The sequence below is a fragment of the Acidimangrovimonas sediminis genome (genome assembly GCF_002871005.1).
GTDB lineage: Bacteria > Pseudomonadota > Alphaproteobacteria > Rhodobacterales > Rhodobacteraceae > Acidimangrovimonas > Acidimangrovimonas sediminis.
In genome coordinates this window covers 16622-37801 of sequence record NZ_PHSN01000037.1, presented here as the reverse complement: position 1 = coordinate 37801, position 21180 = coordinate 16622, and the positions used below count along the sequence as shown (strand labels likewise).

Below are 21180 nucleotides of genomic sequence, written 5' to 3'. Positions count from 1 at the left end.
CGCCGTCCCGGACCTTGCCGTAGCGCTGGAAGACCGCGTTGACGTTGTCGAGCGGACCGTTGAGCTGGTAGGTCGCCTTCACCCGCATGGCGATCAGCGTGAGCGGCAGGTCGCTGTTGATCGGCGCCTCGGGACGGATCGACTGGATGGCGACGAAGTTGCACCGGTCGGAGGTGTTGGTGTCGCGGCGCTCGTCGGTCATGCGCGTGACCTCGATCTCGTAGCGGCCGCGCGTCGGCAGGGTCCAGCTGTGCTGGCGGTAGATCGCCTCGCGCTTCGAGGAGGAGATGTCGAGGGTCGCCACCTCGGACCAGTCGCCCGCGCCTTCCAGCCGCTGGCGAATGCGGACGCCGACCGAGAGCGCGCCGACCGCGCCGCTCTCGCTGTCGACGGCGAAGAGGCCGTTGGGGAAGGCGAGGATGATCGAGGCCTCGGTGGCATCGCCCGCGGTGAAGCGGGTGACCGGGGTCTCGGTGCCGCCGCCATCGACGATGTTGCCGGCATCGTCGCGGGGCAGCGGCCGGATCAGATCGACGCCGGTCTGCTCCTCGATCACCTGGCGCGGGTAGAGCGTGATCGGGGCATCGGTGGGCCAGCCTTCGCGGGTCTCGATGTCGACGTTGTCGAAGTCCGAGACGGGGGTGTCGCCGATCCGGACGTCATAGATCGTGTTCGGGCCGTAGCCCGCGCAGAAGAGCGCGCGGACGTAGAGCTTGTCGCCGACGATCTCGGAATAGGACCCGGCGGCGAAGGGCGGCGCGTAGCGATGGCGGCCGAGGACGAGCGGGACCGGATCGCCGGGCCGCGACGAGTTCCGGAAGCCCGAGATCGTGTAGACGTCCTGCGCCTTGGTGCTGTCGGCGCCGGTGACCGAGGTCGGCTTGATCGGGATGAGGGCGTTGACGAGGATCGAGCCGACCACGGTCAGCCCGGCCGTGAGCAGGCCCGCGCCGAAGGTGCTGAGGCCCCAGGCGGCGGCGTAATACTGCCCCAGCGCGATCGCGGCAACGGTGACGACGATGGTCAGGACCGAGCGGACCGCGTTCTTGCCGGGCAGCATGCGGATCACCACGCGCACGCCCGGGCGCGGCCGGGTGCGGTGCCAGAAGCGCGGCTCGATCGCCGCCTGGCCGAGCGGCGTGACCAGGGTGACCCGCAGGTAGGCCCGCTCGGCTTCCGGCAGGCCCGGATAGGCCCGCTCGACCATCTGCGCGAGGGTCATCCCCGCGGGCAGGGTCAGTTCGGTTCGGGCGAGGCCGGGGTCGAGGATCGGGGCGGCGGTGAGGCGGATGGAATTGGTCATTGAACGCTCCCTTCAACGGGGGCTTCAACGTGGCGGTAAATGCCGATCAGGCGGTGCGCCCAGGCGGGGGCGGCCCGATCCTCGATCACGGATTGGACCTCGGCCATGTGGAGCATGTGCCGGGCATCGACGAAGAGGCCGACATGGGCGCGGAACCGGCCACGGCGGAACAGGAGCACGTCGTAGGGCCGTGGGTCGGCGACGGGGCTCCAGGGGCCAGCCGCGCGCCCGGCGTCGATCAGCGCCTCGACCTCGGCCGATTCCTCGGCGCTGGTGTAGGCGCCGGCATAGGAGGGCAGCAGGATCCCGAGATCCATACCGTAGACGCGCCGCACCAGTCCCCAGCAGTCGTAGCCGCAGGCGTCCCGGCCGAGGTCGGCATAGGGCAGGCCGATATGACGGGCCGCCCAGGTCATTTGAAGAGCCCCGGAAAGCGGTCCTTGGTGAAGCGGGCGGAGGGCACCGCCTCGTCCTCGATCGGCTGGCGCGAGATCGAGAGGGTGATCTGCGCCGCGTCGTAATCGGCCGAAATCAGCTTCAGCCCGAGGAACTCCAGCTCCACGAGATCGGGGGAGCTCGCCAGCACCACGGCCATGTGCACGGTCGCGCGGTCGGTGATCGAGCGCAGGACGGCGATGATGTCGTTGTCGACGTTCTCGAGCACGATCGTCGCGGGGCCCGGCCCGTCCTCCAGATCGCCCGGCACCTCGGCCGAGGCAAGGACGAAGAGATAGGGGTCGGTCGCCGGATCGGCGCCCTGCCAGGTCGAGCGGGTGCCGTACATCAGCGGGCTGTCCGAGAGCCGCTCGGTCGGGTCGGTGGAGAGCCGGATCGGCGCCTCGAGCGCGGCGTGCTCGAAGACGAAGAGCGCGATCTCGGTCTCGGCCGTGCTGGCGGCGTCGTTGGCTTTGCGGGTGGTCAGGGAGACGAGACGGCTCATGGCATCACCGAGACGGAAAAGGCGATCTTGAACTCCGGCCCCTTCACGGTCTCGACCGGGAGCTGGTCGCCGAAGAGGCAGAGCCATCGGGCGGAGAGGAGAAGCGGGGCGCCGGCGCCGTTCAGGATCGGCGTGCCGTCGGCCGAGAGCAGCGCCCAGCCGTCGGTGGTCGGATCCGGCATCCAGAAAGGCAGGGAGCCGAAGGCCGTGGTCTCCGCGAAGAAGGTGTCGAAGACCTGCTTGAGGGCGCGCGGGATGATGATGGCGAGGCTGACCTGGCGGGCGACCGAGGACCAGCGCCGGCGGTAGCCCGGCGGTCCGGTGTCGCGCGCCCGCTTCAGGCGCGGATCGTCATATTGCCCCTGCCAGTCGCTGCGGGTGGGCTTCGGGAGCTCGGAGGGCCAGGAGGGCACGGTCATCGCTTGGCCTTCACCGGCGAGAGGCCATAGGTCTTGTGCAGGGTCTTGCGGGCCAGCCCGCCCCGGGCGTTCATGCCCTGGCCAACGGCGTCGCTGAGAATGAGCGTGGTCGTGCGCCGTCCGGCGCTGTCCGTGCCTTCCTCCTGGCGGACCTGGGCGGAGCTGTAGTTCTCGATGTTGATGATCGGCTGCGCATTGACCACGAAACCGCCCGCGCCGCCCGAGCTGCCGCCGCCGATCATGCCGCCCTCGGCGAAGGCGGGAACGCCCGCGTTCATCGCCTCCAGCATCGGGCGGTATTGGGCGGTGGCCCGGGCGTTCATCATGAACTCGCCGGCCGAGCCCCACATCAGCACGTCGTCCGAAGTGCCGCTGCCGGGGCCGGTGACGTAGCCGCGGCCGGGGGTGACGATCGGGCCGCCTGACGCATGGGCCTGGATCCCGAAGGCGCCGAGGATCCCGCTCATGACGCTGGTCTCGGGGCTGGTGCCCAGGAGCGAGGCAAGCGGGCCGGTGCCCAGGAGCTCGGCCTTCAGCGCGGCCTCCAGGATCGAGTTCGCGAGGTTCGACATCACGTCGTCGAGCGACTGCCCCTGGGCGATCAGCCCGTCGAAGGCGTCGAGGCCGACCTGGCCGAAGAAGTCCCATTGCTGGGTCTCAGCCTCAAGCTGCTTCTGCGAGGCGATCCGCTCGGTGATCAGGGTCCGCACCGCCTGGCGCTGCGCGTCGGTCGCACCGGTGAGCTGGCGGCTGTTCTGCAGCATCTCCTGCTCCACCGGGTCGGTCTCGCGCAGGACGGCGAGCCGGGTCTGCTCGGCCGTGATCAGCTCGGTCACCGCCTTCTGCTGGCGCTCGGTGTCGGTCAGGCCTCCTCGGCGGGTGGTCTTCGTGGGCTCGGATCCGGGCACGGTGGCGCCGAGGGACCAGCCGTCGGCGGTCGTGGCCGGGGCCTGTGCCTCGTTGGCGGGCGTGCCGAGCGTCCAGGGCGAGCGCTTGAAGGTCAGGCCGCCGGTGCCGCCCGGCTGGCCGCTGACGCCCGGGAGCTGCACACCGGCAAGGCCCTGGGCGAAGCTGAGCGCGTGGCCGAGCTCCTGTGCCATGCGCCAGGAGGCGTCGGCGGCAGATTCGAGGTTGCCCGCGATGTCGACCTGGACCAGCGCCCGCGCCTCATCGGCCGAGCGGCCGAGACTGCCGGCCATGGACGCCGCGGAGAGTTCGAGGCGCGCGGCAGCCTCGGCAGCCGGACGCAATTGCTCCGGAATTCTGCCGCTCGAATCGGCGGTGGCCTGGATGGCATGGAGAAGGTTCTTGGCGGCTTCGGTGATCTGCTGTGGTCCCTGCGCATTGCCGAGTGCATCGAGCGCGGTGCGGATCGTCCTGGTCTGTTCGATTGTACCGTTGAAGGCGTCCTGAACCTGACCACGGGCGATCACCGCGGTTTCCAGAAAATGACCCTTCAGATCCTGCGTTGCCTTCGCAGCATTGGCTGTCGCCTGCTCGTATGTCTTCAGGTTTGCCATTATGCCCGAAAACGTCTTCCCCAGCGCTTCCTGGGCCTTCACCATCTCATCGGCGAAGTTCATCTGCTTGATGGCGAGAAGCGCGTCATAGGCATCCCGCGCCGCCTTCGCGTTGCGCCCGAACTCCGCCTCGAGCTGGTACATCGGCGTGAGCGCATCGCGTGTCGCCGCCTGCACGGCATCGACCGAATGCGAGAGATCGTCGAGCTGGTCGCCCAACGTCTTCGCCTCCTCGCCCGAGCTCATCAGCCAGTTGGTAAAGGCGGCCGCGGCGGCGATCGCGCCGATGGTCACCAGGTTGACCGGTGAAATGAGCGACAGGAAGGCGGCGCCCAGCGCCTTGGCCGCGCCCGCCGCGCCCATCGGTCCGATGACCTGGGTGATTTGCGTGCCCTGCTGGACGGCGAGCTGCAGCGGGTTCTGCCCCGCCATCATCATGATGCCGATGTCGTTGAACTGGGCACCGAGGTTCGCCATCTGCGCGGCGGCCCCGCGGTTCGAGGTGTTCAGCGCCTGCACCTTCGACGCGGCGGCGGTGGCGGCGGTGCCCATCTGCGTCTCGGCCGCAGCGACGGCGAGATAGCGCTGTTCGGCCAGCGAGAGCAGCCGGTTCGCCTCGGTCTGGGTGATCGCGCCGGAGGCCACGCCGGCATTCACCATCTGCAGCGCCTGCTCGTATTGCATCGAGGCCGCATAGACATCGTCGAGGCCAATGCGCAGCGCCTTCAGGTCGCTGATCTGCCGCGCAAAGGCCATCTGCTTCGCCGCCGCCTGCTCGGCCGCCGTCGCCACGCCGAGATAGCGCGACCGGGCCTGCTCCAGCACCACGTTCGCCGCGGTCTGGCTGGCAGCCCCCGCCTGCACCGCCTGCGCCACCTGGCGCTGCACCTCGGCATAGCGGGTCGCCCCCGCAAAGCCCGAATCGAGCGACAGGCGCAGCGCGTCGAACTCGGCCTTCGCCCGGTCGAGCATCGTGCCCGCCTCGTTGGCCGCACTCTCCATCGTCCGCAGGTTGGCCGCCGTCTGGGCCGCGGCGGTGCCGGTCGCCGTGACGCCGGTGCTCGCCTCGCGCCCGGCGGTGCCGACCTTCGTGACCTCGGCCGAGGTCGCCTTCGCGGCCCGTCCGGTCTCCTGCAGCGCGGCCTTCGCGTCGCTCGCGTCGCCCTTCAGCACCATCGAATAGACGAAGGTCATCTCTGCCGCCTCTTGTTCATCGCCTCACGTGCCCCGCCTTCGATCACCTGGACCTGCGCCCAGGTCTCCGGCGCCACCTCGATCCCGGCGAGCGCGAGCCCGGCCTGCGCCCCCTGGTAGTCGAGCCCGATGGCCATCACGCTGCCCATGCCGGCGGCTGCGAAGCGCCACTGGCTGGCGATGGCGAGGAAGGCGTGCAGCGCATCCAGGTGCTCGGGCCAGAGCGCGTCCTCATCGATCGCCGTGCCGGCCTCGGCCGGATCGATGCCCCAGCGCCGGGCGTCGGCCGCCGCATCGTCCCGGTCAGCCGCGGGCCGGCCGAGCGTGCCCTCTGCCCAGGCCCGCCCGGCCGCCTTCAGTTTCCCAGGCGCGCGCCCACCAGCCCCTTGATGTAGCCATTCCAGAGACCGATCCGGACGTAGGCGAGGTTCAGCAGCTCTTCGAAGAGATCGGCCGACCAGACGACGGGGTCGTTCGCCTCGTCCACGATGTCGTCGATCCGCACGACCGCGGCGCGCAGGAAGTCCTTCAGCCCGTCCGTCGTGCTGACATCGAACTCCTCCGCCGCGTCGTCGGCGATCACCCTGAACCGGGCCTTGAGCGTCTGCGCCTCGTGTCCGCCGTCGACCGGCACCTGCACCGGCACGTCATGGGTGAACTGGGGCTCTTTCGCGAGCTTGAACATGGAGGGGTCCTTTCGGGGATCAGGTGAGGGTCAGCGTCCACTGGTCGTTGCCGGCGACCGGCAGCGGCACATGGCCGAGCTTCCACTCGGCGATGTTCTGCTGGTTCTCGAGGCCGGCCGGCCGCTGGATCTGCGCCGAGGGCACATCGAGCGTGGCGATCGCGCCGGCGGTCTTGCCATGGACGAGCTGCAGCGCCTGCTTCGTCTGAGCCGCGGCCAGCGCGTAGGGGTTCAGCGTCGTCAGCGGCACCGCCTGGATCTGCGACTCGATCGCGTCGGAGCGGTCGGTGATCAGCACCGATTCCGAATTGATCAGGAAGCGGTTCTCGATCTGGTTGCCGAGCTTCAGCGAGAACGAGCGGAGGATGAAGTCGGTCCCGTCGATCGTGAAGGTCGGCGTGTTCGCCGTCGTGGCGATCAGCGGCTTCTGCCAGGCGGAGAGATCGGGCACGACCCGGGCCGCCTCGGCCGGGGTGACGAAGAGGCCCTGGAAGGCATAGGAGATGACCGGGATGCCCTGGGCATCGGCCTTGATCGTCGCGTCGCCGCGGGTGCCGACGATCTTGTGCTGGGTATTGGCGATCCAGACGTAGAAGGTCAGCGACTCGTGCGCGGGCCCCACCGGGTTGTAGACCACCGAAGTGTCGGCGGTGATCGTCTCGGCCACGCCGCAGCCGCGCAGGAGCGGCCCCCAGGCGGGTGCGATGCCGGCGGTGCCCGAGGGCGCCAGCTCGACGTCGAAGGTGAACTTGACATGCAGCTCGTTCGGGATCGTCTCGTCGGCGCCAAGCCAGGGCTTCTCAAGGTCGCGGCTGACGTCCGCACCCTCCATCGGCGAGAGGCTGACGTTCTTCACCAGGAGCGCGTTGTCGGCCCCGGTCGGTGTCGCATCGACCCCGTAGCTCGCCTCGATCTTGGCGAGGATGATCTTCGTGTTCCAGTAAAGGGGGGCGTCAAAGGGCATTCAAGCCTCCTTCTTCGTGGACGCCTTGGCGGCGGTGTCGGATTTGGCCTGGGCGGTTTTGGACGTCTTGCCGTCCTTGCCGGTGGCGGGGATGAGGGCGCCGTCGGCGCCGCGCTGGTAGCTGCCGCCCGAGCTGGGCAGGGACAGGGGCTTGCTCATGGGAAGATCCTCAGCTGGTCGGCGATCGCGAAGTCGATCTGGTAGACAAGGGTGCCCGCCGTCATCGAGACGAGCGCGGCGCGGGACAGGCGATAGACGCCCGGAGCGCCCGGCGGCTGCCAGCCGGCGATTGCGGTGACGATCGCGGTGATCAGCGCCTCCAGCGGATCGAGCGCCTTCTCGCCGCTGGCATCGTAGGACCGCAGCGTGAGCATCACGGCAATCGCGCGGTCGAAGGGCTGGACGAAGGCACCGGCCATGGCATCGGGCTGGCCGCCCGTGAAGCCAAGCGGCAGGACATGTGCCGCCGGCGTCACCTGGGGCAGGTTGCCGGTGCGCATCAGCTCGGCGAACTGCACCGCGCCCTGAGTGCGGCCGGCAAGCTGCGGCACCGACGCCTCGATGCGGGAGATGACCGCCTCGAGCATCAGATGAAGCCCTTGAGGTTGTCGGCCGTCATCGGTCGCTCGCGATCGGTCGACCGGGCGGAGGATCCATCTGTGCCGGCGGGCTCCAGCCCCGCGGCGCCCGGGATGCGGACGGTGCCGACCGAGATCTCGCGCAGGCTGCGTAGCGCCTGGTCGTAATCGGCCTTCACCTTGTCATCGGGAGCGGACAGGTGAAGCTTCCAGATCGCGATCGACATCGCGATGTCCTCGATCACCGGCGAGGTTACGGAGAGCGGCAGGGTGTAGCGGCCGGCGAGGTAGCCATCGATCACCGCATCCGTATCCGAGAGCGCCCGGGCCACCACGTCGGTGTCGATCGCGCCGGTCGCGGTCTCGCCGCGGTCGGTCAGCGCCACCAGCATCCGGGTGCCGAAGCGGTCGATCAGGTCCTGTTGCGTGGCATAGGTCATTGCGGGTCCTCAGGTGGCATTGCGCCGTGCCGATGGTCGTCGAAGGTCCCGACGGCGATCGCCGGCCGCCGGGGAGGCCCCGCGTCCGGAGCGTTTCGCGGCCAGGGAGGAGGACGGCCGCGGGATCAGTAGGGCGCGTCGACCACCGTCATGGTCAGCGCCGGATCGGCCTCGATCGCAGCCAGATCGTCCTCGTCCAGCTCCTCAGCCGGGATCGTCACCGCCGTGGCGCCGAAGTGACGCCCGCAGCGCCAGCGCCCCTTGCGCGGGCCCTTGACGATGACGGTCGCGCCCGTGGCGGAAAGGTCGGCGGCGGCGGGGGCTGCCGGCCCCGCCGCATCGCCTGCCACCGGCTGGCCATCCGCAGGGGATGTCTGCGCGCCGCCGGCGGGTTCGGTGGGGGCGGAGCCGGTCTGCCCCGCCCCCTTCGCTGCGCCCTCGTCCGCAGCCGCTTGCGCGGCTCCGGAGGTCTTCGGGCTCTCCGGGGTATTCTTGGCCGCCTCGGCCGCCGCGATCCGTTCGGCGAGCTTCTCGTCGCCGATGGTGGGGGCGAAGGCCACGCCCAGCTCGGTGGCGCGGGCTTCAAGCTTCAGGCGGTCTTCCGACTTCTCCGGCATGGGTCTGTCTCCTCGATCGGGTCATGGAAGGGGGCGGCGCACCGCCCCCTCTGCATCACCCGACCGTCAGGCCAGCCAGGGAACGACCAGCAGCTCGGCCGTGCCCTTCCACTCGTTGGTCTCGCCGTTCGCGCCCAGCTCGGAGTTCAGGATCTTCCGGCCAGCGCTCTCGAGCGCCGGCGGCACGATCAGCAGGTTCGGCATGATGCCGAGCGGGCGGCCGTAGTCGCCCTTCATGCCAGAGAGCGCCGCGCGCGCCGCCGCGTAGTGCGTGGCATCCAGCGTCTGCTTCGAGCCCCAGGCGAACTGCCAGAAGCCGAAGCCCACGTTGGCCCGGGCGTCGGCGCCGTAGAGGAACTCCTTGTTCATGAAGACGTGGTCGTCATCGAGCTTCGTCTTCGAGACGAACTCGAAGTCCTTGCGCTTCTGCAGGATGATCGGCTTCAGCGCCCGGTTCACGTCGAGCAGGAACCAGGGCGTGCCCGCGCCGCCATCGGTGTTCGCCACCGTGATCGTCTTGCCGTCCTCGTCCAGCACCGGGTGATCGGTGTCGAAGTAGGACTGGCCGTCGTAGCAGTCGGAGGCGAAGCCGGACTTCAGGAGCTCGAACACCAGCATCTCGAACTTCGACCCGGTCGACCGGCCCATCTCCTGGAACAGCGGCCCGTAGATCCCGAGGTTGTCGGTCTCGATGTCGTCGCGGTCGACGCCCAGAGTCAGCTCCCAGGGCTTCTCCTTGATCGAGTAGTCGTGCTGTTCGAGGTTCTGCACGGCACGGGCCCCGATCCATTCGCGGACGTTCGGGATCTTCCCGAGCCAGCCGTATTTCTGCTCCTTGGTGGTCGCGGTGACGACGGTCGCCACGCGCTGGTATTGCGACGAGGCCTGACCCAGCCCGTTCTGGAACGAGGTCTTGAAGCCGACGCGCAGCGTGTCGAGGTTGGCGGCATTGACGAGCATCAGCTGGTCTCCTGTCAGGCGGCGTTGGTGAGGGCTTCGTCGAGACGGACCCAGACGCCCTGGGCGTCCACGTCCTCGACGAGGCCGGCGGGGGAGCGGGCCGCGCTGCCGTCGGTCTTGGCGACGGTCTGATCGTCGACCGCGTAGCAGACCGTGCCGATCTCGGTCGCGGTGATGGCATCCGTCGACGTCGAGTTGTCGAAGCGGAAGATGCCGGGGCGGTAGGTCAGGTCGACGTCGCCCGCGGCCCCCGCGGAGTTGTCGGCCCGCTCTTCCGCCCGACCGACGCCCACGAGGCCCGTGGCGGTCTTGCCCTGGACGAGATTGCCCGAGGCGTCGCGCATCACGAGCGCGCCGGCATAGATCAGCGTCGTGGCGGCGAGCGCGCCGGAGCGGAGATCGCCCGTCAGCCGGGGCGTGTTGCGGTCCTTCGTGAGCGCGGCCATCAGAAGCCCTCCTGGCCGGCGCGCTCATCCTTGAGCGTGGCGGCATATTGCTTGGGGTCGAGGCCGAGCATCTTCGCGGCGGTAACCTGCTCGGCGTTGAGAGAGATCTCGCCGTCCTTGCCCGCGGCGGGCGGGGCGGTGAGCGCGCCTGAGGCGCCGAGGATCGGCAGGCCGGTGACCAGCTCCTCGGTCTTCGCGGCATCCTCCATGTGCATCGCGATGTAGGTATCGCGGCGCGGCTTCAGCCCGACGCGGCCCTTGCGGATCTCGCCGTCGACGAAGCTGACGGCGGCGGCCCGGGCGGAGCCCTCGGTCAGCACGTTCACCCGTTTCGCGAGTTCGACGTTCTCGGCCTGGAGCGCGGTCAGCTCCGACTGCAGCGCGGTAATGTCGCCCGCCCCCTTGGGCTTGCTGGCCTTGGCGGCGGCAAGAATGGCCTCGGGCTTGGCGCCGGCCTCGACGCCGAGCGCGACGCCGATCTCGCCCATCGCCGACTGCAGCGAGGTGAGGGCGGTGTCCGTGCCGGTGGCGGGCAAGGCTGCGAGGATGTCCTCCTCGCTCGCATCCGCCGCCAGGCCGAGTTTCTCGGCCAGGGTGGTCTGGAAGGTCATCGTGATCTCCTGGTTGAGTGCGGTGAGCCCCTGGAAGTTCGGGCGGTTCACGAGGCTGGCGCAGGTCAGGCTGTGGATCCGGCCCGCCTTGTCGTGCCGGATGACGGGCGAGATCGCCCGATAGGCCCGCGACGCGACCAGTTCGCGGCCCGCCGCGGTCCATTCGACGCGGCCCCAGATGCCGTCCGGGCGGACCTCCATCCCGGTGATCCAGCCACGCGCCGGGGCGGACTGGCCCTGGGGGGCGGCGATGTAGAGGGAGTGGTTCTCGTCGATCGGCAGGCCGCGCGGGTCGGCCATGCTGGCGGCGACGATCGCGGCGGCATCCTCCACGCGGTAGGGGCCGCGAGTGTCGAAGGTGTTCACCTCGCCCTGCGCCGTCGGAACCAGGTGGATCCATTCCGGCGCGTCAGCACCGCCGGGGAGTTCGACCGCGGCGGCGAGGGCGATATTGAGGGGCAGCTTGGGCGTTGTCATGGAGCGACAATCGCCAATCGGTCAGCGCCGATACATCCACAACGGTTTGCGGTGGGGACGTACCAGGAGGCGACTGGAAGACGGGTTCATTGTTACGCCCTCCTCTTTCAGATCTCAATCCGGCTTGACCGGCAGATCGAAGTAGAAGGTCGTCCCGACGCCCACCGTCGACTCCATGCCGATGGTCCCACCATGCCGTTCCACAATCGTCCGGGCGATATTCAGTCCTAACCCCGTTCCGGGAAACTTGCGCCGATCCGAGCTGTCTGCCTGGGTGAACTTCTCGAAAATCGTCGCCTGGGCCTCTTCGCCAATGCCACAGCCTTCGTCCTGGACGGATACACGCACTGTCCCCACCTCTGGGCATCGCCGAATGCTCACCTGAACCCGGCCACCGGGATCCGAGAACTTGGCCGCATTTGACAGGAGGTTGCCGATGACCTGCGTGATGCGGTCTACATCTATTTCGACAATGGCATCGTCGCTTTCCTGGTCGAAGTCGAGCGAGACATCGGTCTCCGTCCCATATCCTTCGAAGGACGCCACGGCACTGGCGATCGCAGGGCGAAGACGTTTGGACGCGAGCGTGAGCGGGAACTCGGCCCGCTCGAGCTTCTCGATGTCGAGAATATCGTTGATCAGCTTGATCAGCCGCTCGCTGTTGATCAGGGCCACCTCGGCCATGCGCCGCACCTTCACAGGATCTGATACGACGTTTTCCATCCTCATCAGTCCAAGGGCGCCATGGATCGAGGTCAGTGGGGTGCGCAGCTCATGGCTGATCGTGGCGATGAACTCGGACTTCGCCTTGTCTGCGGCGCGGCGGTCGGTGATGTCGCGGAAGATCCCGATCAGGGTAAGCTCTCCGTCCAGCCTGATGTCGGTAACCGTCAGCTCTGCGTGAAAGGTCGTGCCATTCTTTCGTAGAGCGATCACGTCCGGCAAATTCAGCGGCGTGCTCGGGTGCTCGTTTCTGGCGAATTGGATGAGAAATCCGCGAAGCGACGAGGTACTTTCCTTTGGCATCAAGATCTCGATATTTTTGCCGAGGATCTCCTGTTCGCGCCACTGAAAGATGCGCTCGCTGGCGGGGTTGTAGGTCTTGATGAGGCCCCTCCCGTCGATCGTGATGACGCCCTCTCCAAGGTTGTCGATCAATGTCGCAAGCCGGGTTTCGGATTGGGCATAGTCGTCGATCAGCCCCTGGAAGGCCCGCGCCACGCTGCCGATCTCGTCCAGCGAGGCGATCGGTAGCTTTGGCACGGCATCTTTCGTACGCGCTTTGCTGACCTCGGTTTCCAGAACCTTCAGCGGACGGAGCAGACGACGCGTCAGCCAGGCGGTGAAGGTCCCGATGACGAGGAGTGAGATCCCGATCGGCAGCAGGCTGCGGAGTGCGATCTCATCGACCTTGTCGAGGATATTGGATCGGGGCTCCTGAAAGATCAGCAGGCTGCCCGTGTGCGATGCCTCGGGCAGAGCGGGCGTCCGCAGATAGTAGGAAACCCGGTCGTGACCGAAGACGGCCCCCTCCACGTTGGACGAATGTCTGGCCGTGTCCAACAGCGCCAGCAGCTTCGGCGATATCCCGGACGCCTTCAGGGCGCAGGCGTTGCAGTCGGCACCGTAGGAAAACAGGCCACTTGAAGTGGACAGCAAAGCCGAATTCCCATCTTCGATCCTGTTGAACATGGGCGCCGTCAGCTTGCCCACATCCACCATCAGGACGATGTAGCCGAGCGGCATATGGGAATTCCTGGGGATGGGATAGGCAACGGCGAGCACATTACCGGAACGCGCCTCTCCCGTTCCAGGGCCCGGGTTGCGGGCCGCATCCAGAAACAGCATGTGGCCCAATTCCGGGTGGCGGGGATGCATGTCATTCCAGTCGTGATGGAAAACCTCCGGCAGTGTCTGCGCCACGTCGCTGGTTTGCAGGTCGCTTGCGTCGACAGTGGTGACTTCATCGCCTTTGCGAACAACCCGAAGCATCTCACGGCCGCCGTTGGCGACACTTATGAGACTCAGCTGAAGGTAGGACGGCCGGGATTTCAGGAGCGACACGAAGAAGTCTTCCGTCGGCATCTTCGCGCGGGCCGAGGATGCCGGAGAGTCGGCCTGTTCAGGCACGGCATGGTCATTCGTAAAGGAGTGGAGCGCGGAGGATGCCGACAGCATCGCCAGATCCTCAGCAATCCGTTCTTCCTTGCTTTGATAGTTCAGCGCGAGCAGGCGCGCGGTCTCGCGCATGCTAGCAACCTCCCCAGCGAGCGCGGCTTGGGTCCCTTGTTGGTAATAGAAGTAGGAAAGTCCGAGGGCGAAGCAGACAGAGATTGCGCAGGTGGCGAGGACGATACGTTTTCTCAATGGCTTTCTTACGTCCTGAGGGAGATGTGGGGGGCGCTGGTCGCGCTTTCAGACCGGCAACTGAGTGGAGCGCCTTGAGCACTCGTCGACCGAATCGCTTGCGACTGGGTTGGTCACATATGTGTTAGTAGCCGCTCACCTTTTAGTCTACAACCTGAAGGATGCGTGGCGCACATTGTGGGCGAGAGGTCACTCATTATCCGGGGAACCTGCGGTTGCCCTCAGTTGTAGCCACTCATTTACTGCCGCGCCAATGTTCGTTCGATCCGTGTCCGACAGTCCGAGGAACTCTCGCGCCGGGATGTCGCCCCAGGGCATGGGATGCCCCTTCGCATCAGACCCGAACGCACCTTTCGCGGCCCCGAGCTGCATCACCGCGGCGTAGATCCGGTTCGAGCCCCACTCGACCTGGTTCGGACCTGCCTCGTAATGGATCTGCGAAGACAGCATTCGGCTCGGGCCGAAGAGCGGCCGGAAGTCGAGGCTGGCATTCTTGCCCTTCGCCTCGCGCCGCCGGTAGGTGTCGATCGTGGACTGCGACTTCGGCGCCCAGGGCGTTCCCTCGGGGCTCACCCCCTCCGGAAACCGCGCCTTCGTAGACTCGACCAGCATCTCGCCGATCTCCTGCATCAGCGGCGTCATGTCGGTGACGGCCCGCGCAGCTCGCTCCAATGCCTTGATGAGATCGGCGTCGTTCAACTCGACGGTCACCACCATGTGTCGCTCCTTACCTGAGGCCGAAGAGCCGCCGTCGCCAGGGCGCGGGGTAACGAAAGCGATCATACTTCCAGTAATCGGCCATCATTCCGGGCCTTATGCGCCTCTTCCTTCGGGGCATGGCTCAGCCCTCCATCATGGCGATGATCGTCTGGTCATCCGTCTCGTTCGGGCGGCTCATCTTGACGACCCGGGTCACCTCCAGCCCCTCGGCCGCCCGCACCACCCGAATGGCGAGAGCCGTGCCATCTGGACCGGCCGCGCCGACATAGATCTCTGCAGCGCCGTCCGCGACGACACGCGCGGGGTTGGCAATGAGCGACTGCACCGCGGTCAGCTGCGCGCCGCTCAGGTCGGCGATCGCCGAGGTTGCCGACCGCGCCGCCTGGGCCGTGAGCTCCACCACCGCCCGGTCGGAGCTGAGCCGGGCCACGACCTCGGCCGGAGCCCGGGCGATCGGGAAGGCGCCTTGCGGCGTGGCAAGCCAGCTTCTGAAGCCGTTGGAGGTGAGCCAGCTCTGGATCAGGTCGATCGAGGGGCGGTCAGGCAGCTGCTCGAGCTTGTCGCGCATCGCGGGGATCAGCCGTGTGACGCTGGCGCCCGGCGCATAGTCCCAACCCTTGCCGATACCGACCGGCGTGCCTGTCTTCGGGTCGATCCGGTCCCAGTTGTCCGGCAGGGGCTTGTCCGGATCGCCGCCGACGCGCCGGGCGCCCGCTTTCGAGCGCGCGCCGATGACGTAGCAGCTGCATCCCCAGTCCGAGGGCGGATAATGCGCTTTCCAGAACGCATGATCCGGCGCCAGCACCAGCCCGTTCCAGGAAAGGTGCAGGATCCGGGGTTCACGCGATGCGCCGTGCCGGTAGACCCAGAGCGGGAAGCCGCCCTCGGTGAGCTGAGCATGGCGTCCGGCGGCATAGGTGGTCGACATGTTGGTGCGGTAGATCACCCGCGTCCGCCAGGCGCGGCCCGCAGCGGTGTCTTCTCCGGTCCAGCCGTGCCACCCATGCCGCTCCACGATCTGGCGGAAGTCGCGACGGAACTCCTCGAGCGAGGTGCCGGCCGAGATGGCCTTGTCGGTCGCCCCGGCGAGATCCGCCAGGAGGTCGGCCTTGGCAGCACCCGCCACCATGTAGCCGGTATCATGTGCCGAGGTCTGGATATCATCCCAACGGGCGGTCGGGACGAGGTTGCCGAGGCGAAGGCGAAAGGCCGCGACCTGCTCGGCGAAGGGCTTGCCCAGGATGCCGAGGATCGGATCAGCCACTGTCGGCCTCCAGCGCCGTGCGGCCCGCGGCCTCGGCCGCCATCATGCCCGCGGCCATGACGCGGGCGAGGCCGGAGCTGTCGATCGATGGGAAGGCCTCGAGCAGCATCGAGCGGAACTCATCAAGGGAACTGGCCGCCGAAAGCATGGCTTCCACCTGGTCGATCATGGCGGCGATCTCGGGGCCGGCCTCGATCTCCATCCGGTCGGTCAGAAGGTCCTGAGGCGAGCCCCCCGATTTTTTGCCCGCTGAGGGCCCTTCTGCCTGCGGGGCGGCCGTGACACCCGGAAGACCGAGACCCCGTTTAATTTCGCCGGAAAAGTGTTTAACCGGACGATCCTGTTGCGAGGGGTCGACCTGACCCGGCTCCGGCGGGGTGTTCGGGGCATTTGGGGGCGGATTTTGGGGTGTCGTCGCCCCCAGCACCTCCGAATTCTCCTCCGGATCCGAGAAGCCCGCACGGTCGCGGACCTCGCTCGCCTGGACCTTCAGCCCGAGCGGCACGAGTTTGGCAAGCGCATCGGCCAACGTGCCGATGTCTTCCACTTCTGGCCGGGCGATGACCAGGCGCGGATAGCGCTCCTGGGGACCATACTCGAGATCGACCCAGGGCCGGATCAAGTCGCGGTTCAGGATCGCACTCAGCGCCTTGGCATCGGCGCGCTCGATGTCCTCCTGCACCTGCCGGTGTTCCTGGCCAACGGCATGCCCGCCGGCGATCGCGTCCGTTGTGGCCGTTTGGCCAAGCACAGCCTTCGAGATCTGACGATCGAGCCAATCGCTCCGCTTCTCGTAGAGATCCGAGCCCGGTCCGACGTTCTTCGACTCTACGAACTCGATCTCCATGCTCTGGGAAATGATCGCCGCACAATCGCCCGCGATATTGGCAACGGCGCGGAAGAGGGTATCCCGATCTTCCTTGCTGGAGCCGGCGCCATATTTGCCCACCCTGAGTGGCTGGCCATAGGTCTGGGTGAAGATCGCCCAGTCGCGCTGGGTGAAGGCTTTGAACATCCAGCCCCAGGCCGCGACCCGCGCCAGACCGGAGCGCGCGGGGATCCCGGACTTCGCCTTCATCCGTGCGAAGATGTATTTGAACGGCTCCAGCGGCTGCCGCGTGCCATCGTCGGCGAGATAGAGCGGCGTCGTGAGATCCCGCTGCTCCCAGCGGAACCACCGTGGGTCGCGCCATTCCAGACGCTGTGGCTGCCACTGGCCTTCGGACGTGTCCCAGATGATCTCGGTGAAGCTGTAGCCCTTGCCGATACTGTCGAGGATGTCGAAGAGCTCCTCCTGAAGCTCATCGCGTTCGAGCCAGTCGCGCACCATGTCCGCTATTTCGACATCACGCGCCGCATCGCTTGCCGCCTCGACCGTCACGTCGATCTGCGAGACCGATCGACGCCGGGTGCCCAGCACGCCGAGATAATGGGGGTCACGCTCCTCGATCACCTCGGCCAGTTCGAGATAGCGCACCGCTTCGCCGTGATCGGCTTCGCGCAGGATCGATGCGAGGCGGACCGGCGTCAGCCCATCCGCCGGCGTGCCGGCAATCGGAGAGCGCACGCCGGCCAGCGTCGGTCCGGAGATTTCTTCGGTCAGCACCGCCTTGCGCACGGGGCGTCCCCATTGATCGAGCAGGGTCGGGGTCTTTGCCATCAGAGGCCTCCTCTCAGGCCGCCGCCCATCGGCGGGCGCCACCAATCGCGCTGGTCATCATCGTCCTCGGCCGTCCCGAGCGCCTCAGCGGGGCGGCCGGTGGCCCGGTATTCGTAGGGCTGGTAGTCGAGCTGCGCCGCGCCGGCGGCCAGGGCACCGGCCCAGAACCGGTCGGCGTGGCCATCGGTATCACCATCGGCGATCAGCCGGCGCTGGCCGGTCACGCCAACCTGGCTGCGGATCGCATGCAGATCGGCACGCAACGCCGGGTCGCCGGCGGGGATGCGGATCCGGCGATCCTGGAACCGCTCCTTCAACACCGTCGCGAGGTCGAGTTTCACGGCCCCAGAGAAGAGGACGCCTTCCACGCGATCGGTACCGTGACGGCGCTGCGCGTCCTCGACGGGCTTCTCGCCCATGCCGGTCTGGTCGATCGCGCAGCGGACGACGCGATAGCGGCGGAAGACCTCGGCGAGCAGTTCCTCCTGCTCGGCAAAGGTGATGCGACGCTTCGCGATGATCTCACGGGTCCAGAGTACGTCGCCGACCAGCTCCATTACCCAGATGACGAAGAGGTCGTTGCGCGCGGCGATGTCGACACCGACGAAACAGGTCCCGCCGCGGTAGCCATCCGGCTTGCCCGCCGTCTCGCTCTCGACCGAGGAGATCAGGTCATAGTCGAGCCAGGCCGAGGCCTCGTCGAGCCACTTGAGCTCGTATTCCTGCGCCCAGGCATCCTCGTCGGCCATGCCGGCGCGCAGCATGTCGATGTCCCGATCAAGGCCTTGGCGGACCGCCTCGTAAATGTCGGTGACGTGGCGCGACCAGACCGAGCCCTCGGCCGTCATCAGTTCATAGAACTTGTTGCCCTTGCCGTTCGGCGTCGAGATGACACGCAGCTTCTGGCCGCCCTTTGAGATCACCGGGAAAAGTGCGGCCCAGATCTCACGGCTCTTCGCATGGAAGGCGAATTCGTCGAGGATCACATTGGCCGAGAAGCCGCGTGCGGTGTCGGGGTTCGCCGGGAGCGCCGTGATGCGCGAACCGTTGGGGAAGATCGTCTCCATCGCCCTGTAGATGGCGTCGGGCCCACTGTCCTGCGGGGCGCGGAATTCGCTCTCCTCAAACCGCGGCTCGCCACCCTTCACCAGGGTGTTGTAGACCTCGTAAAAGGCCTTGGTGAACGGCTTGATCACCTCGGTCATCGCCTCGGCCGCCTGCCGCTCGCCGCGGCTGAGGATCACCCAGCGCGCGCGCCGTCCGTCGGCCCAGGCACGGAAGCAATCATCGACGCATTCACCGCAGGTCGAGAAGGTCTTGCCGGTCTGACGTGCGAACATGCCGATCTTGAAGCGGCTGTCATCGGAGATCCAGGCACGCTGATAGGGGAGGAAATCGACGACCGGACTGGCCGCAGCTGAGGCAGTCATGGCGTGACTTCCCTGAAGGTCAGGAGATAGGGGCGATCACGCCACCAGGCGATCCGGCCGCGATAGCCGATATGCTCGAACGGCTGATGGCGGCCGAACAGCCAGGCCGCCGCCCGCGTGCGGAGACGCGCGGACCTGAAATGCAGCCCCGCGACCAGCACGAGCATGCCGATGTCATGATCCGCGCTCATGCGAAGCCAAGGATCCGGCGGGCCTTGTCGGCCGCGGCCGCGTCGATGTCGCCGCCCGCGACGGCCGCCTCAAGCTTTGCAGCCTGGTCCTTGCGCTCCTTCTCGCGCATGGCCTGCACGATGCCGGAGGAATGCATCACGTCCTTCATCATGCGGGCGAGGAAGTGCAGCTCCTGGGGGCTGATTTCATCGCCGGTCTTGCTGACCTGAGCCTGCATGACCTTAAAGGCCAGGGTTGTGAGCATCTGGAAGAGCACGTTCTGACGCTGGGCCTGGTCGTCCATGCCCATCTCGCCCAGCCATTCCTGCGCCCAGTCGCTGGCCTGCTCCTGGAGCCGGACGAACTCGCGGTATTCCGAGCCGAACTCGTGCAGCGCGCTCTTGCGGATCCGGAGCTCCAGCCCCTCTTCCTCGAGGCGGAAGTTCAGAGCCTCGGCCAGATCCTCGTAGCCGCCGAAGCCACGCTGGCGCAGCTCGGCTTGCAGCCAGCTCTTCAGCTCGGGCGGCAGGAGGTCGACCTTGCGGGGGACGGGCATGATCAGGCCCTCGGCGAAGGGCGCTGGATCTCCGGGTGAACGGCCAGACCGCGCGCGATCTCGACGCCACGGCGGGTGGCGGTCACCACGACGAAATCGGCACGGTCGTCGTAGCTGGCGAAACCCTGTTCCTTCAGCCAGGCAAGCTCGGTCACGACCTCGGAGCGAGTTGAGGGCAGGCCAACGCCGAACAGCACGTCCTGGAGGATGGAGGCGTTCGAGGTGTATTCGGCGCAGGCCTCAAGATGGCGCAGGATCGCGAGGCGGCGGTGCATGCGGGTCCGTTCAGCGTAGTTCACCGCTTCCCTCCTTCAAGCAGGTGGTCTTCGTGGCGCGAGACGATCGACTCGAGCCGGCTCATGACCTTGGTGTTGCCCTCCATCACGGCGGCGAGCGCCTTCAGGTCGCCAGACATCTCGACAAGCCGGAGCTCCAGCGTGTGCATGTCGCTCGCGGCCGGGAGCCCCCTGACGGTCTGCTCGATCCGCTCGATCCGCGCGTCGTGACGGTTCATTCGGTCGGAGCCTTCCTTCAGGCGTTCTTCCAGATCCCGGGTGCGGGTGCGGTACCAGGCGAAGACGGCGGTGCCGGCCGAGACGGCGACGCTGGCGAGCCCCATGAGGCTGATCGTGGTGTCGAAGGCGATGTTCACGGGGCGGCCTTCCCGCAGCCCGCATCCAGACCCGCGATCAGCTGGCGCCCGGTCGCGAGCGACTTCGGGCCGCCATCCTCGGCCAGCGCCGCGGCATGACGGGTCGCCAATGGTTCGAGGCCCGCGCAGAGCGCGCTATCGTTGGTCGCGACCGCGGGCGCGCAGCCAGTCGCGATCAGCGTCAGCATCAGGGCCGGTCGCAGCATCCACCGCATTGTCGATCCTCTTTCTGGTTTGCAGTTCCGACGCGGCTGCCTCGGCGGCGACGTCCTTCCTGGCCGCCTTTGATCCGGAGACCCGGCCGTAGCCGAAGGCGGCGGCGATCGCGGCGATCACGCTGCCGAGCAGCGCGAGAATGGCGGTGAGGCTGATCACAGGATCCGTCTCCAAACGAGCCGGTAGTTCGGCGCGTGGCGTTCGGCCCAGGCCCAGAGCCCGAAGACGATCGGCATGACGGCCATCACGAAATCCAGGACGGCGGACTCGTTCGCGAGGCCGAGGTGAGTGGCGAACCAGCCACCGAGATCGATGCCCATGGCATTGCAGATCACCGTCGCGATCATCAGGAGCGCGGCGTAGAAGCTGCGCGCGTGCCAGGCGGGAAGCGGGGGAAGAGACGGGTTGCCGGTCATGCCGCCACCTCGCCATCCGCCTCGATGCGCGCGGCTTCCATCGCGCCTCGGATGACCCGGCGCAGCCAGCCTCGCCCGTAGATTTCGAAGTGTCCGCGCCCGGCATAGTAGATGCCGCGCTCGGCCTGGAAGTTGACGATCAGCTCGGGGTCTTTGCCGCGCCGGCGCATCGCCCCGCGGGTGCGAGGACCGATGACGCCGTCGGAGGTCTCGCCGAGGGCGGTCTGCATCAGCCGCACCGCGGTATCCTGCCCCATGTTGACGACGGCGTCGAAGTAGACGCTGGCAGCGGCGAGCGGCAGCAGGTCGCACTGGGCGGGATCCCAGTATTTCGTGCGGTAGATCTCGCGTGCCTGCTCGAGGGTGAGCGCCTTGATGTCGACGTTCGGGTTGTAGCGCTTGGCGATGCCGAACTTGGTCTCGCCCCCCGGATCGCGCGGGTCGTTCACATAGTCCCCCTCCTCGCCGATGACCTCCTTGAAGCAGGTCACGAACTTGTCCTGATCGGGCATGAAAACCTCATCGAATGATGAGGCCAGATTGCCCTTGAAGGGGGTGTCAAAACATCCGCAAC

The 21180-nt window shown here is 67.4% G+C and carries 27 protein-coding genes; all 27 read right to left on the bottom strand.

Annotated features, from left to right (window positions below; all coding sequences use genetic code 11):
• Positions 1–1303, bottom strand: a 1303-nt coding sequence (gpJ, locus tag CVV76_RS22470; protein ID WP_456297916.1) for a TipJ family phage tail tip protein, incomplete at its 3' end; no start/stop codon positions are given.
• Positions 1300–1719, bottom strand: coding sequence for a C40 family peptidase (locus CVV76_RS22465; RefSeq protein ID WP_102226927.1), 420 nt, complete (start codon positions 1717–1719; stop codon positions 1300–1302). The genes CVV76_RS22465 and gpJ, both read right to left, overlap by 4 nt.
• Positions 1716–2243, bottom strand: a complete 528-nt coding sequence (locus CVV76_RS22460; protein WP_102226926.1) for a hypothetical protein — start codon at positions 2241–2243, stop codon at positions 1716–1718. Before CVV76_RS22460 ends, CVV76_RS22465 begins: the two co-directional genes overlap by 4 nt.
• Positions 2240–2662: a hypothetical protein gene (locus CVV76_RS22455; protein WP_102226925.1), complete on the bottom strand. Its 423-nt coding sequence runs from the start codon at positions 2660–2662 to the stop codon at positions 2240–2242. Before CVV76_RS22455 ends, CVV76_RS22460 begins: the two co-directional genes overlap by 4 nt.
• Positions 2659–5376 (bottom strand): phage tail length tape measure family protein, encoded by a 2718-nt coding sequence (locus CVV76_RS22450; RefSeq protein WP_102226924.1) that lies wholly within the window; start codon positions 5374–5376, stop codon positions 2659–2661. The genes CVV76_RS22455 and CVV76_RS22450 overlap by 4 nt, the downstream gene beginning before the upstream one ends.
• On the bottom strand, positions 5373–5615 hold the full coding sequence (locus CVV76_RS22445; RefSeq protein ID WP_269844498.1) for a DUF1799 domain-containing protein: 243 nt from the start codon (positions 5613–5615) through the stop codon (positions 5373–5375). Before CVV76_RS22445 ends, CVV76_RS22450 begins: the two co-directional genes overlap by 4 nt.
• A gap of 116 nt (positions 5616–5731) precedes the next feature.
• On the bottom strand, positions 5732–6061 hold the full coding sequence (locus tag CVV76_RS22440; protein ID WP_102226922.1) for a hypothetical protein: 330 nt from the start codon (positions 6059–6061) through the stop codon (positions 5732–5734).
• A gap of 19 nt (positions 6062–6080) precedes the next feature.
• Positions 6081–7025, bottom strand: a complete 945-nt coding sequence (locus CVV76_RS22435; protein ID WP_102226921.1) for a phage tail tube protein — start codon at positions 7023–7025, stop codon at positions 6081–6083.
• The gene (locus tag CVV76_RS25040) at positions 7026–7184 is read right to left on the bottom strand and encodes a hypothetical protein (RefSeq protein ID WP_158243222.1); all 159 of its coding nucleotides are present in this window, start codon (positions 7182–7184) and stop codon (positions 7026–7028) included. It abuts the gene before it with no gap.
• Positions 7181–7612 carry a phage tail terminator protein gene (locus CVV76_RS22430; RefSeq protein WP_102226920.1) on the bottom strand — a complete coding sequence of 144 codons (432 nt, stop codon included), beginning with the start codon at positions 7610–7612 and terminating at the stop codon, positions 7181–7183. Before CVV76_RS22430 ends, CVV76_RS25040 begins: the two co-directional genes overlap by 4 nt.
• Positions 7612–8043, bottom strand: coding sequence for a gp436 family protein (locus CVV76_RS22425; protein WP_102226919.1), 432 nt, complete (start codon positions 8041–8043; stop codon positions 7612–7614). Before CVV76_RS22425 ends, CVV76_RS22430 begins: the two co-directional genes overlap by 1 nt.
• Positions 8044–8168: 125 nt before the next feature.
• The gene (locus CVV76_RS22420; protein ID WP_102226918.1) at positions 8169–8660 is read right to left on the bottom strand and encodes a hypothetical protein; all 492 of its coding nucleotides are present in this window, start codon (positions 8658–8660) and stop codon (positions 8169–8171) included.
• 66 nt (positions 8661–8726) lie between these two features.
• On the bottom strand, positions 8727–9620 hold the full coding sequence (locus CVV76_RS22415; protein ID WP_102226917.1) for a Mu-like prophage major head subunit gpT family protein: 894 nt from the start codon (positions 9618–9620) through the stop codon (positions 8727–8729).
• Between the two features lie 14 nt (positions 9621–9634).
• Entirely contained in the window at positions 9635–10066 is a 432-nt protein-coding gene (locus CVV76_RS22410; RefSeq protein WP_102226916.1) for a hypothetical protein, read from the bottom strand.
• Positions 10066–11154, bottom strand: a complete 1089-nt coding sequence (locus tag CVV76_RS22405; RefSeq protein WP_102226915.1) for a phage protease — start codon at positions 11152–11154, stop codon at positions 10066–10068. Before CVV76_RS22405 ends, CVV76_RS22410 begins: the two co-directional genes overlap by 1 nt.
• A 114-nt stretch (positions 11155–11268) precedes the next feature.
• On the bottom strand, positions 11269–13404 hold the full coding sequence (locus tag CVV76_RS22400) for an ATP-binding protein (protein WP_102226914.1): 2136 nt from the start codon (positions 13402–13404) through the stop codon (positions 11269–11271).
• A gap of 306 nt (positions 13405–13710) precedes the next feature.
• Positions 13711–14238, bottom strand: a complete 528-nt coding sequence (locus CVV76_RS22395) for a phage virion morphogenesis protein (protein WP_102226913.1) — start codon at positions 14236–14238, stop codon at positions 13711–13713.
• 124 nt (positions 14239–14362) lie between these two features.
• Complete coding sequence (locus CVV76_RS22390; protein WP_102226912.1) at positions 14363–15505, bottom strand: phage head morphogenesis protein; 1143 nt, start codon at positions 15503–15505, stop codon at positions 14363–14365.
• Positions 15498–17165, bottom strand: a complete 1668-nt coding sequence (locus CVV76_RS22385) for a DUF935 domain-containing protein (protein ID WP_102226911.1) — start codon at positions 17163–17165, stop codon at positions 15498–15500. Before CVV76_RS22385 ends, CVV76_RS22390 begins: the two co-directional genes overlap by 8 nt.
• Positions 17165–18595, bottom strand: a complete 1431-nt coding sequence (locus CVV76_RS22380) for a terminase large subunit domain-containing protein (protein ID WP_102226910.1) — start codon at positions 18593–18595, stop codon at positions 17165–17167. Before CVV76_RS22380 ends, CVV76_RS22385 begins: the two co-directional genes overlap by 1 nt.
• On the bottom strand, positions 18592–18762 hold the full coding sequence (locus CVV76_RS25035; protein WP_158243221.1) for a hypothetical protein: 171 nt from the start codon (positions 18760–18762) through the stop codon (positions 18592–18594). Before CVV76_RS25035 ends, CVV76_RS22380 begins: the two co-directional genes overlap by 4 nt.
• Positions 18763–18782: 20 nt before the next feature.
• Complete coding sequence (locus CVV76_RS22370) at positions 18783–19322, bottom strand: phage protein Gp27 family protein (protein WP_102226908.1); 540 nt, start codon at positions 19320–19322, stop codon at positions 18783–18785.
• A gap of 2 nt (positions 19323–19324) precedes the next feature.
• On the bottom strand, positions 19325–19621 hold the full coding sequence (locus CVV76_RS22365; protein WP_233193106.1) for a VpaChn25_0724 family phage protein: 297 nt from the start codon (positions 19619–19621) through the stop codon (positions 19325–19327).
• On the bottom strand, positions 19618–19974 hold the full coding sequence (locus CVV76_RS22360) for a DUF2730 family protein (protein WP_233193105.1): 357 nt from the start codon (positions 19972–19974) through the stop codon (positions 19618–19620). Before CVV76_RS22360 ends, CVV76_RS22365 begins: the two co-directional genes overlap by 4 nt.
• The gene (locus CVV76_RS22355) at positions 19971–20189 is read right to left on the bottom strand and encodes a hypothetical protein (protein ID WP_102226906.1); all 219 of its coding nucleotides are present in this window, start codon (positions 20187–20189) and stop codon (positions 19971–19973) included. Before CVV76_RS22355 ends, CVV76_RS22360 begins: the two co-directional genes overlap by 4 nt.
• A 156-nt stretch (positions 20190–20345) precedes the next feature.
• Positions 20346–20606, bottom strand: coding sequence for a hypothetical protein (locus CVV76_RS22350; RefSeq protein ID WP_102226905.1), 261 nt, complete (start codon positions 20604–20606; stop codon positions 20346–20348).
• Complete coding sequence (locus CVV76_RS22345) at positions 20603–21118, bottom strand: glycoside hydrolase family 108 protein (protein WP_102226904.1); 516 nt, start codon at positions 21116–21118, stop codon at positions 20603–20605. Before CVV76_RS22345 ends, CVV76_RS22350 begins: the two co-directional genes overlap by 4 nt.
• Positions 21119–21180 lie beyond the last annotated feature (62 nt).